The organism is Succiniclasticum sp. (assembly GCF_056977735.1).
Genome location: NZ_DBMCWA010000003.1, coordinates 88,970 through 103,496, shown reverse-complemented (window position 1 = coordinate 103,496; position 14,527 = coordinate 88,970). Strand labels below are relative to the sequence as shown.

Genomic DNA, 14,527 nt, shown 5'->3' with positions numbered 1-14,527 from the left:
CTGTTTGCACAAAGCAGTCCGTCACATTTCAGGCATCCCCGATTACGCAAGGTAACCAAGGTGCTCCAGCAAAATCTTAGTACCCAGCAGAATCAAAATGACACCGCCGACAATCTGCGCCGAATCTTCAAACCGGTTGCCGAACACATTGCCGATTTTTACCCCGGCCGCACAGAAGAAACAGGTAAAGATACCGATCAGGGCAATGGCTGTCCAAATATCCACATTGCCCGCCATAGCCAGGGAGATACCGACCGCAAGGGCGTCAATGGAAGTAGCCACCGCCAGCAAAAACATTGTTTTCATGGACATGTCCGCGCCTTTTCCATCCACTTCGCCTGCCTCTTTCTGCGCAAACCCTTCCTTCAGCATATTGGCTCCGATCAGCCCCAGCAGAACAAAGGCGATCCAATGATCGATGGCGCGAATGGTATCCGCGAATAACATGCCCAGGTAGAATCCGATCAGCGGCATCAGAGCCTGAAAACCGCCGAACCAGATGCCGCAGGTCATTCCCGCCCTGAATGTCGCCCTTCGCATAGCCAGCCCCTTACAAATCGAAACGGCAAAGGCGTCCATGCTTAATCCTACTGCCAGAAGCAGCAACTCTAAAAACGTCATAATTTTTATCTCCCCTGATGGTTTATTCAGCGGTGAATAAAAAAGGCGATCCTTATCCACTCGCTGCAGATAAGTCTCGCCAATTAAGGTGATACCAGGATTGCTCCAGTCTGTTGATATCCCGCACGATATACGTGCTGACTACTCCCTTATTAAGTTGGTACTGTAACACAAAAACTTGTTTTTGTCAATAGAACAAGAAAAGACCGGCATCACGCCAGCGCGGCGCCCAGATTCATGCAGGCGCCCAGCGTATCTTCCTCCGGCTGGTTGGCGCAGGTGACAGAATCGCAGGCAAGAACCGCGCCCAGATCACGGCACTGAGCTTCCCAGTTCCGCATCCATTCGCCGCCGCCCCAGCCCCAGGAACCGAACAGGGCAATCTTTTTCCCGGATAATTTCGCCGCGCACTCATCAAACATCGGCTGGAATTCGCTTTCCTCCAACACTTCCGCGCCCATAGCCGGGCAGCCGAATGCAACGGCGTCGTACAAATCCATTTTGGCGGAGTCAAACGCTGCGGGAGTGAAAACTTCCACTTCCGCGCCTTTCGTTTTCGCGCCGTCCGCGACTGCATTCGCCATCATTTCCGTATTACCGGTTCCGCTCCAATACACTACTGCTACTTTACTCATTTTGATCACCTTTCCTGTCTGATTAATAAATTTTAAAACATCATGACCTGTTCTTTACTGACATGGAAACTGTCAGAGTCTCCAATGACTTTCCCTGCTTCCAGTTCCGGAGATAACAATCCGTGCATTTTTTGTAACGGTCAAAAGTCTGCTCCGCTTCTTCCCGGTTTCCGTACACCTTCCAACAACCGGTGCATTTACTGTTCAACGCCCGCTGTTCTATGAAACCCTTAACATCCTCTGGCGGATATCCCAAAAACAGTCCGATTTCATGCGGGAATTCCTGTGCAGCCCTGAGCTGTTCCATCAGCCTGATAATGCAACGATCCAGATTCTCACAAGGATATCCGCGTTGTTCCAGAAGTTGGCAGGCAAGGGAATTGCGTAAGCTCTGTTTCAGCATATCCGGCCGGAAAAAATACAGAAGCGCCCGGTTCTTTTTGTAATTTAAGGGAAGCACGCGCAGCCCCTTCCCACCCAGGCGACGGTTCAGGCTGCGCACTTCCTCCCGCAACAACGCTTTACAGGGATAACAGCAGGCAAACAGGCTGCCGGCCTTCATCCCAGCCAGCGTGGGAGCGCAATAACGGATGATATCTTCTTCGCACATAGTCAGTTACCGCAGTTAGCAATCGCTAACATCATGATTTAAAAATTGGTTAGCGTTTGCTAACTAATGATATAATAACAGAATTTGTTAAACCTGTCAACAGACTGTTAGAACAATACAGTTTCACAGTGCCGGTCTTTCAAAGGCACTGGATGTGTACAATCTATAATAAACACGCCGGTAGGCAGGCACGAGAATCGCCAATGACATGAGGAAGCTGACGTTATAGGCGTTGTAGATGACCGCCATATCATTCCAGTGAGGCAGTAACGCTTCGCACCAAAGCACCCGGAACAGGGCGTAAGCAAAAAGCGCGGAAAACATGGGGATACCCGTTTCGCCAATGCCTTTGAGCCCACCGATGTACACCTGGTTCAATGAATAGAGGAAATAGAACGGGAAGGTCCAGTATACGGCGGCAAGGGCGTTTGCATGGGTCGCCGCGTCTTCCGTAAAAAAGGCTACCAATGGTTGTGCGATCAGTATCAGACCGGCACCGACAGCCATCGTGCCGTATATCGCCGTGCGCCGGCTGATGCGCATGGCTTCCTCCACGCGGTCAAGCCGTCCGGAGCCAAGATTCTGCCCGATAAAACCCGTCAGCGCCATGCCATAGGCAAAGGCCGGATAATACAAAAAGCCTTCGATTTTCGCATAGACTACCATACCCGCCATGGCCGCAGGTCCAAAACCGTCAATGCTGACCTGGATCAACAGGGAAGAAATGCTCATGAACGCAGCCTGCATTCCCGACGGAATACCAAGACGTAACAGCCTGAGCAGTTCGGACATAGGCAGAAGAGTTGTACCGGCAGTAAGACGAAAACGTTCATCGAGCCGCGTAAGCCGCCAGAGCATGGCAAGCCCCAGCCCCCACTGTGAGAACACCGTGGCCCAGGCGACGCCTTCCAGACCGCAGTTCATTCCCACTGCAAGCACAAGGTCGAGAACTACGTTCAAAACAGCCGAGCCTGCCAGAAAACAGAGCGGTGTTTTCGTATTGCCAAGGGCACGCAAAACACCATTGGAAACATTATATACGAGTTGCGGAATCAGACCGAGGAAACAGATGTGAACGTACAAAAGCGCTTCACTCATCGCTTCAGCCGGACAGGAGAGCCATAACAGGTAACGTTTGCCCAGCAGCTCCCCCATAAACATCAGGATAATACCTGCAGCAGTCGCAATCGCCACCGATGTGGCAATGGCCCGGCGCAGTTTGTCATACTGGCACGCACCAAAGAGCCGTGAGACAGCGGACGTGACGCCGACGCCAAAACCGATAAAGAAATTGATATGTACCGCCAGCACCAGCCCGGCAACGCCAACCGCCGCAAGACCGAAAGCGCCGCCAAACCGTCCGATTACCGCGCAGTCCGCAATATTGTAAAATTGCAGCAAAAGCTGCATAAGAAGCAGCGGCACAGCATACGCAAGCAGTTTCCGGTGAATAGGGCCCACGTCCATGCGCACCTCGCCCGTGGCCGCTTCTTCAGGCAATCCGGATGAGTTCCTGTCTTTTATTGAGAGAGATTCCTGATCTGATTTGCCACAAGAAGTAATATTCATAAAAAAAACGCCTTCCCTGCTACATTCTTGTTTTAAAAAAGTATAGCAAATAAGACGTATTTTCGATATGGTATGATTTTTATGTCAGGGTATAACAAATCCTTATGGGTCTGTTGCATACATTTCCTGTGCGCAGACAGCTTGCAAACGAATCAGGGCGTAGTTATCTGTATCAATATTTCATTTTGCTCCCACCGCATCCGATTGTAATGTGCGGCGCAGAAATCCCAGAAAGTCAGTCGAATCTGCACTCAACGGCTCACTCTTGCGTGAGATGTAACCAAAAGCAATACGCCCCTGCATGCCCTCGACGGGAATGCGGCGGAAATCGTACTGACGATAGGTATCCCTTAACCAATAGCTGCCCAGATTGCAAAGCTCTGTTTTTTCCAACATACGGATCATCATGTGGTCGCTGTTCGTCCGTACCATGCGGCGGATAGCCAGCGTCTGTTTGCTGAACGCGGGCGATCCTGTCAACAGATCTTCAACGGTAAAGAAATCGTCTTCCAGTTGAATGAAGGAAAGCGATGCCAGTTCCTCCGGGGTTACGGAAGAACGGTTGGCCAGGGGATGATCTTTTCCAACATAAAGAACAAGATCCGTATCGAGAAGCGGTGTAAACATGAGCTGACGCCGGTCAATCAGATAACGGAGCGCGGAACGTTTTGTGTCCGGAACAAAGAGAAAGCCCAAATCGTACTCGTTTGCGGAAAGAAGTGTAATCATCTTTTCAATGCCGCATTCCGTAAACTGCAAATAAAGACCCGGCTCCTTTTTGTCGTCACGGGTCCGCTCGTTGTAAAACGCTGTCACCATGACCGCCATGTTGCTGCTATTGTTTGTCAGCACGCGCAATGAATGGTTCCGTTGCTCGGCCCCCACAGAACGAAACAGTTCAGCGTTTCGCAGTGCGTCCTGGGCATAACCGTAGACCCGCGTGCCCGCCTCCGTCAGCTCGACGCCGTTAGACCGGCGCAAAAACAGAGGCGTTCCCAGTTCCTTCTCCAATTCGCGAATGACCATGCTGACGTGGGGCTGTGTTGTATAAAGTTCTTCTGCCGCCGTTGTCAGCGACCCGCAACGCGCGCAGGTGACAAAATATAAAAGCTGGCGCAGTTCCATAATAAAAGCCTCGCTTTAACTAAAATATCAAAGGATCCAGAGCAGTACGGTTTGCTGTTATGCTTTTTCTTTCTTTGACCTGTTTTCTTATTTCAGCTTTTTATACTCTTCATCCGTTACCGGCTCGCACCATTCGTTGCTGGTTTCCTCGCCAGCTACTTCAATGGCCAGATGGGACATCCAGGAGTCTGCCGCCGCTCCGTGCCAGTGCTTCACATTGGCAGGAATGTTGACTACGGTTCCGGGCAGCAGTTTCACCGCCGGTTTGCCGTATTCCTGATACCAGCCCTCGCCGCCTACGCAGATCAGCATCTGGCCGCCGCCGGCTTTGGCATGATGGATGTGCCAGTTATTTCGGCAGCCCGGTTCGAAGGTGACATTATACATGGCCACCTGCTGAGTGGAAACAGGAGCCAGATAGCTTTGGCCGATGAAATAGTCGGCATATGCTGTATTCGGTTCGCCGATGGGGAACATGATTTCCTGCTGGAATTTTTCCTTATCTGTCAGCGTTGCGGAATTTGCTGCCGCCGGTTCCGCATACACTTCCTTGGCCATGTTAAATGCGCCCCATGCTTTGGGCCAGCCGGCATAAAAACCTAACTGGGTGATGATCTCCGCCATCTCCGCTTTTGTCACGCCGTTATTTTTGGCAGACTGCAGATGATATTTCAGCGAACTGTCAATGATGCCGGAAGACACCAACGCCGATACGGTCACGATACTCCGGTCATGCAAGGATAACACATCGTTCTTCGACCACACTTCGCCAAACAAAATATCATCGTTGTAGCGGGCAAAATCGGGTGCGAATTCACCCAATGCATTCCTGCCTGCCGTCTGTATAATTTTCTTTGCAACTTTCTGATTTGCGTTTGTCATTGTTGCCGCCTCCACGTTTACCAAATTCACTGACAGTAAGATTGACGCGCCTGCAAAGGCTGCCGCCACGGTTTTCCATTTCCTTTTCATATGTTTGCTCCCCCTCATAGGTTGTATTGCTACACGATCATTATAAGCAATATATGAAGGGAAAACAAATACCTGCTGTCAATTACCTGTAATGCTTTTAAGGCATACCAGAAACCTTACTCTTGTAAACAATCCCGCAGCTGTCACACGAACAATTCAGCTTCTGAATACACGGCCACGTGACCGCTCATTTTGATATGCGTGCCATCCATACGGCAGTATAATACACCGCCTCTTGCCGAAGCCTGATACGCCACGATTTCTTCTTTTCCTTTTCGTTTTGCCCAATACGGAACGATATGACAGTGCCCGGAGCCGCAGACCGGATCTTCCGGCACTTCCAGTTTTGGCGCAAAGCTTCTGGAAACGCAGTCGTATTCATTTCCTGCTGCCGTAGCATGCAACAGGAGCCCTTCCAGTTCTTTCACTTTTTCCAGATCCGGCGTCAGGTTCCGTACCGTTTGTTCCTCTTCAAACACGCAAAGAAGATCTCTTGCCATAAACGCTTCTGCAGGCCTTGCGCCCAGCGCTTGTTCCATTGCATCGGTAACCGTTACCGGCGTCAGATTGTAAGCAGGAAAATCCATTTCATATAAATCACCGCTCCGCTTCACCGTAAGCAGACCGCTGCGTGTCTGAAAGTTCACCTGCTCCGCTTCCGTTTCATAAAAATTCAGAATCACATACGCCGTTCCCAGCGTCGCGTGGCCGCACAGGTCGATTTCCCCACCCGGCGTAAACCAGCGCAGGTGATACGCATTTCCTTCTTTTACGGTAAAGGCGGTTTCGGAAAAATTGTTCTCTTTGGTAATGTTCATCATGAGTTCTTCCGGAATCCATTGCTCCATCACGCAAACCGCCGCCTAGTTACCGTGAAATACTTCTTTGGAAAATGCGTCAACTACATATTGTTTCATTTGCAATCCCACCAAAATAAATGTATCGTGTTTCTTTAATTCTTTTATTCCGTATATTAATTTAACATAACAATTTATAAAACTTCTATCAATGCTTCTGTTTCCTCCGGTGTGGTGCCCCAGTCCGTAGCAAACCGGACCACGGTATGTGTGGCATCAAACTTTTCCCAGAAGCCGTACTCGACCGCCTGCCCCAGCTGTTCCAGTTTTCCGTTCTCCACAACACAGAAAACCTGATTGGTCGGCGTTTCAAAAAACAGCTGATATCCTTTTGCAAGCAATGCATCCCGTATTTTATCCGCAGCCTGAATCGCCGGCTGACCGATCCGAAGATACAAATCATCCCGGAACAATTCATCAAACTGAATCCCCAGAAGCCTCCCTTTGGCAAACAATGCGCCATGCTGTTTAATAATCGTAAAGAGGTGCGGAATCAGGTTCGGATCGGGTATGACCACAGCTTCCCCGAACAAAGCGCCGCATTTGGTTCCGCCAATATAGAAAGCATCGCACAGTTCCGCAAGGTCCGGCAACGTAATATCGTTTTCGGGACAGGCGAGGGCATAGGCCAGCCGCGCCCCATCCAGATAAAGATGAAGACGATATTCATTGCAAACCTCGCGCAATGCCTTCAGCTCGTTTTTGGAATACAGTGTGCCGTATTCCGTGGGATGGGAAATGTATACCATGCCCGGCATCACCATGTGTTCATGATTTGCGTCATTGTAAAAATCCCTCACATAACGGCGCACCGTTTCGGCATCCAGTTTACCGAATTTGTGCGGCAACGCAAGAACTTTATGCCCGTTTGTTTCAATAGCTCCGGCTTCATGTACGCTGATGTGCCCGGTTTCGGCCGCAATCACACCCTGGTAAGAATGCAGCAGCGCATCGATCATCACCGCATTCGCCTGAGTACCCCCAAGCAAAAACTCTACAGCAGCATCTTCGCTCTGACAGGCTTTCCGGATTTTCTTCCTGGCTTCCGCGGAAATCTCATCCTGACCGTACCCTGCGGTTTTCATCATATTTGTTTCCGCAATCCTGCGGATGATGAAAGGATGCGCTCCCTTCATATAATCGCATGCAAAGGACAGTTTTTTACTTTCTGTTTTCATCTTGTTGCCTCCTTGACTCGTTCTGGAACAGATTATAAATGAAATCATCCATAAGTAAAATGATGTTTTGTTATCATTATCATGAATTAATTCATAGAAAGATGATCTCACCATGGAAATTATTCAATGTGAAGCAGTCATCAAGGCTGTTGAACTTGGAAGCCTCAGTGCTGCGGCGGAACCCCCGCAGTTTATCTCCCTCGGTATTGCCTATCCGTCAGAAACTGAACTATCCCCTGCAGCAAAACGGTTTATTGCCTTTGCCATCAGCAAACTCCGCAATGTATAACCCGTACCCGTTGTGTTTTTCTGCCCCAAAAAACAAGCTCTGCGCAACAGTAAGCCTTCCGGTTACCGGCTGGTTATATGTTATGCAGAGCTGTTTTCTTATTTATCCAGATCTACAATTTCATACAGATCGTTGCCCATGCCCATCTCTTTCATATAAGTGAGCTGTCGCAGGCCGTGACGGCTTTCCATCCGTTCAATCAGGTCGTGGCCCTTACCGTCGTGCAAGGCATAAACCATATCCACGGAAGCCTGGTCCACCGCCAGGATATCTTTGGAGGCCAGAATACCGATGTCCGGGGTGGTGACAGGGGCAGCTGCCGTTCCTTCACAGTCGCAGGACACGCTCATGTTCCGCAGCACGTTGATGAAGGTGATGTGTTTCCCGAAGTGATCTACGGTAGCCTTGGTGGATTCCACCATGCGTTCCATAAATTCTTCTTTGGTAATGCCCCACTGGGAGCCGCTGTCGCCGGCGTGAATCATCTTTTTACCGATGCGCCCGTCTGCCATGCCGATGGCCAGGTTTTTGTTGGAACCGCCGAAGCCGCCCATGGTATGCCCCTTGAAGTGGGTCAGCGTCACCAGGGAATCGTACCGGGTCACATGGCTTCCCATGGACATTTCCTTAAAATATTTGCCGCCCTTCACCGGCAGCATCACCGTACCCTCTTCGTCCATGATATCTACCGGGCAGAAGGTCCAGCCGTTTACCTTCAGGACTTCCCGGTGTCCTTCTGTCGTATAACGGTCGCCGTTGTAGTAAGTGTTGGTTTCCACGATGGTCGCGCCGGGGATATCCTTTGCAATCAGTTCTTTCACCCAGTCACGGGGAATGATGTTCGGGCCGTTCTTTTCACCGGTGTGCAGCTTAATGGCAACCTTGCCGGTGATATCCTGGTTCACTTTTTCATAAATTTTCTGCAGCCCTTTGGCGCTCAGATCCCGGGTGAAATACACCACGGATTTCGGGCCGCTCCGTTTATCCATCGGAATATATTTGGAGCCGTCTGTATTAACGGTCGCCACCGCAGCCGGTTTGGTTTCTGCTTTCTTCTCCGGGGCTGGTTGCTGTTTCGCCGTAGCGCCGCCACAGGCAGCCACCATAGATGCGGTCAATAAAATCGGAAGAACTTTTTTCACAGATACTTTCATGATCCATCCTTTCCACCGCCTTTGTCCGGCGGTATAAATTTTGTATATTTTGTTAACACGTCCGCAACCAACTGGAGGGATTCCGCAGCGGCCATATCATCCGCTGAATCCAAAGAACTCTTTCAGTCCGTCTTTCTCCAGCAATAATTCAGCAGTAAATCCATAGTGGGATGCCGCCGCAAGAGTCACTACGTTCCGCAGAAAGTCCTCGTAGGGCAAGTCAAACCATTCCTCCGGTATCTCACGGTGGATGGTACCGCCGTCATTATGACCGCCGCCCCACCACCATGCTTCATCCAGTTCCGCTTCATACGTTCCGTCATCCATCTTGTTGAAAGCATACCAGGAAGCCCATTCGCGCATTCCTTCCGGGGTTTTTGGTCCTTCGTAATGCGGCGCATCGTGAGAAAGCGGCGAATACTCCGGCGTCCCTTTCTTTGCTCCGCGCCGGTAGACTGTAAACCGTTCCCCTGTATCCATGGGATAACGTTCCAGCAGCAAGGGTCCCTTCTGATACAGGATACGCCTTCTTCCAGGCACCCGGTTTGCGTCATTGATCAAATCGGTGAACACCTTCAGGGGGGTTGTTTCCTGTAATTCCTTTTCGAGCCCCAGTTCCTTCAACTTGTCTTCCATATCCCAGGGGCAGCCCCATTCTGTGTAATACGTTGCCTTGTGGTTGCTGTAGATATAGTAGTAACCGATTACCTTGTCATTATAAAATACCTTATACTTATCCAGAATAGAACTCATGGTCTTCCCTCCTGTTCTCTCTGACTTACTTATCAGCGCTTTTTACAACGAAACAACCTCTTTTACGTATCTGTTGTATGAACCGTCTGACTCGGAAATGACTGGCCACCGGCCGGTTTTTTACGAAATGTTCAGCGTTTCTTCACAGATACCGGCCGGTAATGCTTTCTTTGGACTGCCGGATTTGCTCCGGAGTTCCGCAGGCCACGATACGCCCGCCCTGTTCGCCGCCGCCCGGTCCCATGTCGATAACATAGTCCGCGTTGGCGATTACGTCTAAATCGTGTTCAATCACAAGAACGGTAGCGCCAGCTTCCACCAGACGGTCAAACACGCCCAGCAATACCTGCACATCCAGCGGGTGCAGGCCGATGGTGGGTTCATCAAATACGAACACGGAATCTTCCTGGGTCCGTCCCATTTCGCTGGCCAGTTTCAGACGCTGCGCTTCGCCGCCGGAGAGAGCCGGGGTGTCTTCTCCCAGCGTAAGGTAGCCCAGGCCGAGGTCGTGCAGCACGTTCAGCTTTTCGTATATTTTCTTCCTGTCCTTAAAAAGTTCCATCGTGTCGTCCACAGTCATCGCCATCAGTTCGGGAAGAGAAAAAGCCTTCTCTGATGTTTTCGGCTTCCAGAGGATTTTCTCCGCCTCCCCGCTGTAGCGTTTTCCTTCGCATTCCGGACAGGTTATGGTTACATCCGGCAAAAACTGTACGTCAAGGGAAATCTGCCCGGTTCCGTCGCAGACCGGGCAGCGCAGTGAACCGGTGTTGTAGGAGAAGTCTCCGGCTTTCAGTTTCCCGGCTTTCGCCGCATCCGTCCCTGCGAACAGCTTGCGCAGTTCATCCAGAATACCGCTGTAGGTTGCAACCGTGGAACGGATATTGATGCCGATGGGCGATGCGTCGATCAGACTGGCGCGGCGGATGCCCTCCGCCTCCACAGTTTTCACCGGAAACGGCAGTTTCTCCCCTGCGCAGTGCGTCGCCAGACCGGGAATCAGGCTCTCCAGCACCAGCGTCGTTTTGCCGGAGCCGGACACGCCCGTGACCGCCGTGAGCCTGCCTTTGGGGATGGCAACGTTCAGCGCGTGCACGGTGTGGATCGGACACGTCTCCATACGAATCGTACCCAGATGGAACACGTCCGACGCTTTGGCGCGTCTGCGTATCTTCCTATGCCCGGTATCTGCCAGGAAGGGCGCAATTTTGGATGCGCCGGCTGCCATAATCTCACCGATGGTACCCTGGGCCAGGACAGTTCCTCCCTGGGTACCGGCCAGCGGTCCCAGTTCGATCATATGGTCTGCCTGCTTCAGCACCCGGACGTCATGGTCCACCAGCACCACGGAGTTACCGTCGGCAATCAGACTGTCCACCACGTTCATCAGACCGTCAATATTAGACGGATGAAGCCCGATGCTGGGCTCGTCCAGCACATACAGGACGCCCGTTGTTTCGTTGCGGACGGCGCGGGCCAGCTGCACCCGCTGCCGTTCACCGGTAGACAGCGTATTGCTGGCCCGGTCGAGGGTAAGATACCCGAGGCCCAGGTCAATTAGTCGTTTTGCATTGTCCAAAAATGACTGGATGATACTATCCGCCATGGGACGCATCTCTTCCGGCAGCGTTCCCGGTACAGCCTGCACCCACGGAATCAGGTCCGCCAGTGTCATGGCTGTCGCTTCCGCCAGATTTTTTCCGGCCAGTGTTGTGGAGCGAACTTTCGCCGATAATCTGGTACCGCCGCAATCGGGACAGGCAGATTCGTGCAGGAATTTTTCCACCCGTTTCATGCCCTTTTCGTCTTTGACTTTGGCCAGCGCGTTTTCCACCGTATAGACAGCGTTATAATACGTGAAGTCCATCTCTCCCGCCATATTCGTTTTCTCGTTCATATAGAGAAGATGATGCTTTTTGGCCGGGCCGTGAAAGACGATTTCCTTTTCTTTCGGAGTAAGGTCGCGGAACGGTACATCGGTGCGCACGCCCAGATCCCGGGCGATATCTTTCATCAGGGACCACATCAGGGTCTGCCAGGGTGCCACGGCCCCTTCGTCGATAGTCAGGGAATCATCAGGCACCAGCGAATCCTCATTCACGGTGCGGATCACGCCCGTGCCGGAACAGGACGGACAGGCCCCTTCCGAATTAAAGGCCATCGCTTCCGCACCGGGGCCGTAAAACTCTTCACCGCAGACGGGACATTTTGTGGGAAGCATCAGCGCCACGTTCATGTCCGGCGGGCAGGGATGTCCGTTAGGACAACAGTGACTGCCCAGGCGGGAGAACAGCAGACGCAGGCTGTTCAGCAGTTCCGAAGCGGTTCCGAATGTACTGCGGATGCCGGGAATACCCGGACGTTGGTGCAGGGCCAGCGCAGCCGGAACATGTTTGATTTCGTCTACCTCGGCCCGGCCGGCCTGGGTAATGCGGCGTCGGGTGTAGGTGGAAAGGGCTTCCAGGTACCGTCGCGACCCTTCCGCGTACAACGTGCCCAGCGCCAGCGAAGATTTTCCGGATCCGGAAACGCCCGCAATAGCCACCAGCTTGCCGAGAGGAATGTCCACGTCAATGTTTTTCAGGTTATGTACCTTTGCCCCGCGGACGATTATGTGACGGGGGGCCGTTCTGTTATTTTTCATACTGGTTTTGCTTTTCCTTTTCACTTTTATGGAAATATGTTACTGCTGCTTACTGTTACTATAACATAATGGTACCCACTTTTACAAAAAAAATCAGGACGGCTTCACAAAAATGAAGAGCCCTGATTTTTCAATAGAGTTATACGTGGCTTCCGGTCGTATGACACGCTTTCACACCGATCACCGGCACAAGCCGGGAACCTAAAATGGCAGCGACCACGCATAACACGGCATCCCCCGGCACTGCCAGAATGAAACAGTACAACACCAGCGGCCAGATTGCAATAGGTGTTCCCAGGTAATAATTGCTGATCACATAACAGTAAACCATACCGCACAAATACACAACGGCCAGGTTCAATGCATTGCCCAGCAGCAGATTTTTGAATGAGGAGCCTCCGGTTTTTTCCGCAAAGTATCCGGAAATATAGGCGCCGATGGCAAATCCAGGCAGATAACCGAAGCTTGGTTTAAGGATATAGCCGGGCCCACCGCCTTCCGCAAAGACAGGCACTCCCAGCAGCCCCAGCACGATATACAGGATCACGCTGGTTGCTCCCAGGCGTGAACCCAACAGTACGCCTGCCAAGGTTGTAAACAGAAACTGCAGGGTAAACGGCACTACGGGAACCGGAATGCGAATGAATGCTCCGATGGCAATCAGCGCGGTAAAAATCGCACACAGAATCTGGTTTCGTAATTTTGAATTGCGCACAGCAGAGGCCTCCTATCAAAACGCGCAGGGATCGGAAAACGCTTTCACGTCCTGTTTACGTACCCTATCAAAGATTTCTTCCATAGATTTTGTCAAGCGCGACAGCATTTCATCAATTTCTGCCGGTGTGGAACACAAAGGCGGCATAAAGACGATTACATCACCTATGTTACGAATAATGAGTCCGTACTTCCGCGCATTCTGACAGATACCGCCCGCCATTAAGAGACCGGGATCAAAGGGAATCCGGTTCGCTTTGTCACGCATCAGTTCAATGCCACCCAGCATGCCGCACTGACGCGCCTCTCCCACATATTCCATTTCATTGATACGATTAAAATGCTGACGGATCATTTCCATTTTAGGCGGCAGGCCGGCAATCACATTATCCTCCTTAAAAATGCGAAGGCTGGCCAGTCCCGCTGCGCAGGCAAGGTTATTCCCCGTATAGGAATGTCCGTGATAAAACGTCTTATATTCTGTCGGCTCGCCCAAAAACGCGTTGTAAATTTCGTCCGTCACCAGCGTCGCTCCTAACGGAAGATAACCGGCGCTGATGCCTTTGGAAAGACACATCATGTCCGGCAACACATTTTCATGATTGCAGGCGAACATCAATCCGGTTCGCCCAAACCCCACCGCTACTTCATCCACAATCAGCAGCACATTGTATTTTTTCGTCAGGTCCCTGACGCCTTTGATGTAACCTTTCGGCTGCATCAGCATGCCTGCGGCACATTGGCACAACGGTTCGATAATCATGGCCGCCGTATGGGACGCGTGCTCTTTCAGATACGCTTCCAGTTCCTTTAATAAAGCATCCAGGAATTCCTTTTCCGAATGTACGTCCATCCTGGTATGGTAGAACGAGGGACAGCTGACACGGTGAGTCGAAAACAGCAGCGGTTTATAGGCCTTGTGGAACACTTCCACATTACCAACGGAAACTGCGCCTACCGTATCGCCGTGATAGGAATCGCCTAAATTAATGAAATCTTTCTTCTCTGGATGTCCGGCGTAATTCCAGTATTGGAATGCTATCTTGATAGCAGCTTCCACGGCAGTGGAACCGTCGTCGGAATAGAAGACTTTATTTAATCCATCCGGCGTAACTTCCACCAGCTTTTCCGCCAGTTCGGCAGAGGGTTCGTTAATCAGTCCCAGCAGCGTGCTGTGTTCCACTTTGTTTAATTCCGCAATAATCGCTTCATTAATTTCTTTCCGCCGGTGCCCGTGGATATTGACCCACAGACTGCTGATAGCATCCAGATACTCTTTTCCTTCCGTATCATACAGTTTCACGCCTTCCCCATGGTCAATTACTAGCTGGGGATTCTCCAACCATCCTTTCATCTGGGTAAAAGGATGCCAGATATATTTTTTGTCCAATTCTTCCCATTTGTTCATC

At 51.2% G+C, this 14,527-nt stretch carries 13 protein-coding genes and 1 pseudogene; 1 reads left to right on the top strand and 13 read right to left on the bottom strand.

The annotated features are described in order from the left end of the window. Window positions 1–42: 42 nt before the first annotated feature. From ACZOWY_RS02705 to ACZOWY_RS02670, 8 genes and pseudogenes are all read right to left on the bottom strand, one after another. Complete coding sequence (locus ACZOWY_RS02705) at window positions 43–621, bottom strand: manganese efflux pump MntP (RefSeq protein WP_484392624.1); 579 nt, start codon at window positions 619–621, stop codon at window positions 43–45. Window positions 622–833: 212 nt separating this feature from the next. Then, a complete protein-coding gene (locus ACZOWY_RS02700) occupies window positions 834–1,256 on the bottom strand; it encodes a flavodoxin (RefSeq protein ID WP_484392623.1) in 423 nt (140 codons plus the stop codon). A gap of 40 nt (window positions 1,257–1,296) precedes the next feature. Beyond that, a complete protein-coding gene (locus ACZOWY_RS02695) occupies window positions 1,297–1,866 on the bottom strand; it encodes a DUF3793 family protein (RefSeq protein ID WP_484392622.1) in 570 nt (189 codons plus the stop codon). A 123-nt stretch (window positions 1,867–1,989) separates the two neighbouring features. Further along, on the bottom strand, window positions 1,990–3,435 hold the full coding sequence (locus ACZOWY_RS02690; RefSeq protein WP_484392621.1) for an MATE family efflux transporter: 1,446 nt from the start codon (window positions 3,433–3,435) through the stop codon (window positions 1,990–1,992). A 180-nt stretch (window positions 3,436–3,615) separates the two neighbouring features. Continuing rightward, the gene (locus ACZOWY_RS02685; protein WP_484392620.1) at window positions 3,616–4,560 is read right to left on the bottom strand and encodes a LysR family transcriptional regulator; all 945 of its coding nucleotides are present in this window, start codon (window positions 4,558–4,560) and stop codon (window positions 3,616–3,618) included. 87 nt (window positions 4,561–4,647) lie between these two features. Next, complete coding sequence (locus tag ACZOWY_RS02680) at window positions 4,648–5,442, bottom strand: carboxymuconolactone decarboxylase family protein (protein ID WP_484392789.1); 795 nt, start codon at window positions 5,440–5,442, stop codon at window positions 4,648–4,650. A 233-nt stretch (window positions 5,443–5,675) separates the two neighbouring features. Beyond that, window positions 5,676–6,449 (bottom strand): annotated as a pseudogene (locus ACZOWY_RS02675) (PhzF family phenazine biosynthesis protein). Window positions 6,450–6,523: 74 nt separating this feature from the next. Continuing rightward, the gene (locus tag ACZOWY_RS02670; RefSeq protein ID WP_484392619.1) at window positions 6,524–7,567 is read right to left on the bottom strand and encodes a threonine aldolase family protein; all 1,044 of its coding nucleotides are present in this window, start codon (window positions 7,565–7,567) and stop codon (window positions 6,524–6,526) included. Between the two features lie 112 nt (window positions 7,568–7,679). On the opposite strand from ACZOWY_RS02670, the gene ACZOWY_RS02665 reads away from it, so the two are divergent. After that, complete coding sequence (locus tag ACZOWY_RS02665) at window positions 7,680–7,856, top strand: hypothetical protein (protein ID WP_484392618.1); 177 nt, start codon at window positions 7,680–7,682, stop codon at window positions 7,854–7,856. 98 nt (window positions 7,857–7,954) lie between these two features. Here the strand turns inward: ACZOWY_RS02665 and ACZOWY_RS02660 are convergent, their stop codons facing one another. The 5 genes from ACZOWY_RS02660 to bioA all read right to left on the bottom strand — a co-directional run bounded on the left by ACZOWY_RS02660 (window position 7,955) and on the right by bioA (window position 14,526). Continuing rightward, the gene (locus ACZOWY_RS02660; RefSeq protein WP_484392787.1) at window positions 7,955–8,845 is read right to left on the bottom strand and encodes a DUF362 domain-containing protein; all 891 of its coding nucleotides are present in this window, start codon (window positions 8,843–8,845) and stop codon (window positions 7,955–7,957) included. A 261-nt stretch (window positions 8,846–9,106) separates the two neighbouring features. After that, window positions 9,107–9,763: a hypothetical protein gene (locus ACZOWY_RS02655; protein WP_484392617.1), complete on the bottom strand. Its 657-nt coding sequence runs from the start codon at window positions 9,761–9,763 to the stop codon at window positions 9,107–9,109. 142 nt (window positions 9,764–9,905) lie between these two features. Beyond that, a complete protein-coding gene (locus ACZOWY_RS02650; RefSeq protein ID WP_484392616.1) occupies window positions 9,906–12,404 on the bottom strand; it encodes an excinuclease ABC subunit UvrA in 2,499 nt (832 codons plus the stop codon). A gap of 139 nt (window positions 12,405–12,543) precedes the next feature. After that, on the bottom strand, window positions 12,544–13,119 hold the full coding sequence (locus tag ACZOWY_RS02645; RefSeq protein WP_093730360.1) for a biotin transporter BioY: 576 nt from the start codon (window positions 13,117–13,119) through the stop codon (window positions 12,544–12,546). Window positions 13,120–13,134: 15 nt separating this feature from the next. Then, complete coding sequence (gene bioA / locus ACZOWY_RS02640) at window positions 13,135–14,526, bottom strand: adenosylmethionine--8-amino-7-oxononanoate transaminase (RefSeq protein WP_484392615.1); 1,392 nt, start codon at window positions 14,524–14,526, stop codon at window positions 13,135–13,137. Between the last annotated feature and the right edge of the window lies 1 nt (window position 14,527).

What these genes read in the sequence shown, in the direction of transcription:
- ACZOWY_RS02705 (WP_484392624.1), bottom strand. Translation starts at nt 621, where the DNA reads ATGACGTTTTTAGAGTTGCTGCTTCTGGCAGTAGGATTAAGCATGGAC.
- ACZOWY_RS02700 (WP_484392623.1), bottom strand. Translation starts at nt 1,256, where the DNA reads ATGAGTAAAGTAGCAGTAGTGTATTGGAGCGGAACCGGTAATACGGAA.
- ACZOWY_RS02695 (WP_484392622.1), bottom strand. Translation starts at nt 1,866, where the DNA reads ATGTGCGAAGAAGATATCATCCGTTATTGCGCTCCCACGCTGGCTGGG.
- ACZOWY_RS02690 (WP_484392621.1), bottom strand. Translation starts at nt 3,435, where the DNA reads ATGAATATTACTTCTTGTGGCAAATCAGATCAGGAATCTCTCTCAATA.
- ACZOWY_RS02685 (WP_484392620.1), bottom strand. Translation starts at nt 4,560, where the DNA reads ATGGAACTGCGCCAGCTTTTATATTTTGTCACCTGCGCGCGTTGCGGG.
- ACZOWY_RS02680 (WP_484392789.1), bottom strand. Translation starts at nt 5,442, where the DNA reads ATGACAAACGCAAATCAGAAAGTTGCAAAGAAAATTATACAGACGGCA.
- ACZOWY_RS02670 (WP_484392619.1), bottom strand. Translation starts at nt 7,567, where the DNA reads ATGAAAACAGAAAGTAAAAAACTGTCCTTTGCATGCGATTATATGAAG.
- ACZOWY_RS02665 (WP_484392618.1), top strand. Translation starts at nt 7,680, where the DNA reads ATGGAAATTATTCAATGTGAAGCAGTCATCAAGGCTGTTGAACTTGGA.
- ACZOWY_RS02660 (WP_484392787.1), bottom strand. Translation starts at nt 8,845, where the DNA reads ATGGATAAACGGAGCGGCCCGAAATCCGTGGTGTATTTCACCCGGGAT.
- ACZOWY_RS02655 (WP_484392617.1), bottom strand. Translation starts at nt 9,763, where the DNA reads ATGAGTTCTATTCTGGATAAGTATAAGGTATTTTATAATGACAAGGTA.
- ACZOWY_RS02650 (WP_484392616.1), bottom strand. Translation starts at nt 12,404, where the DNA reads ATGAAAAATAACAGAACGGCCCCCCGTCACATAATCGTCCGCGGGGCA.
- bioA (WP_484392615.1), bottom strand. Translation starts at nt 14,526, where the DNA reads ATGAACAAATGGGAAGAATTGGACAAAAAATATATCTGGCATCCTTTT.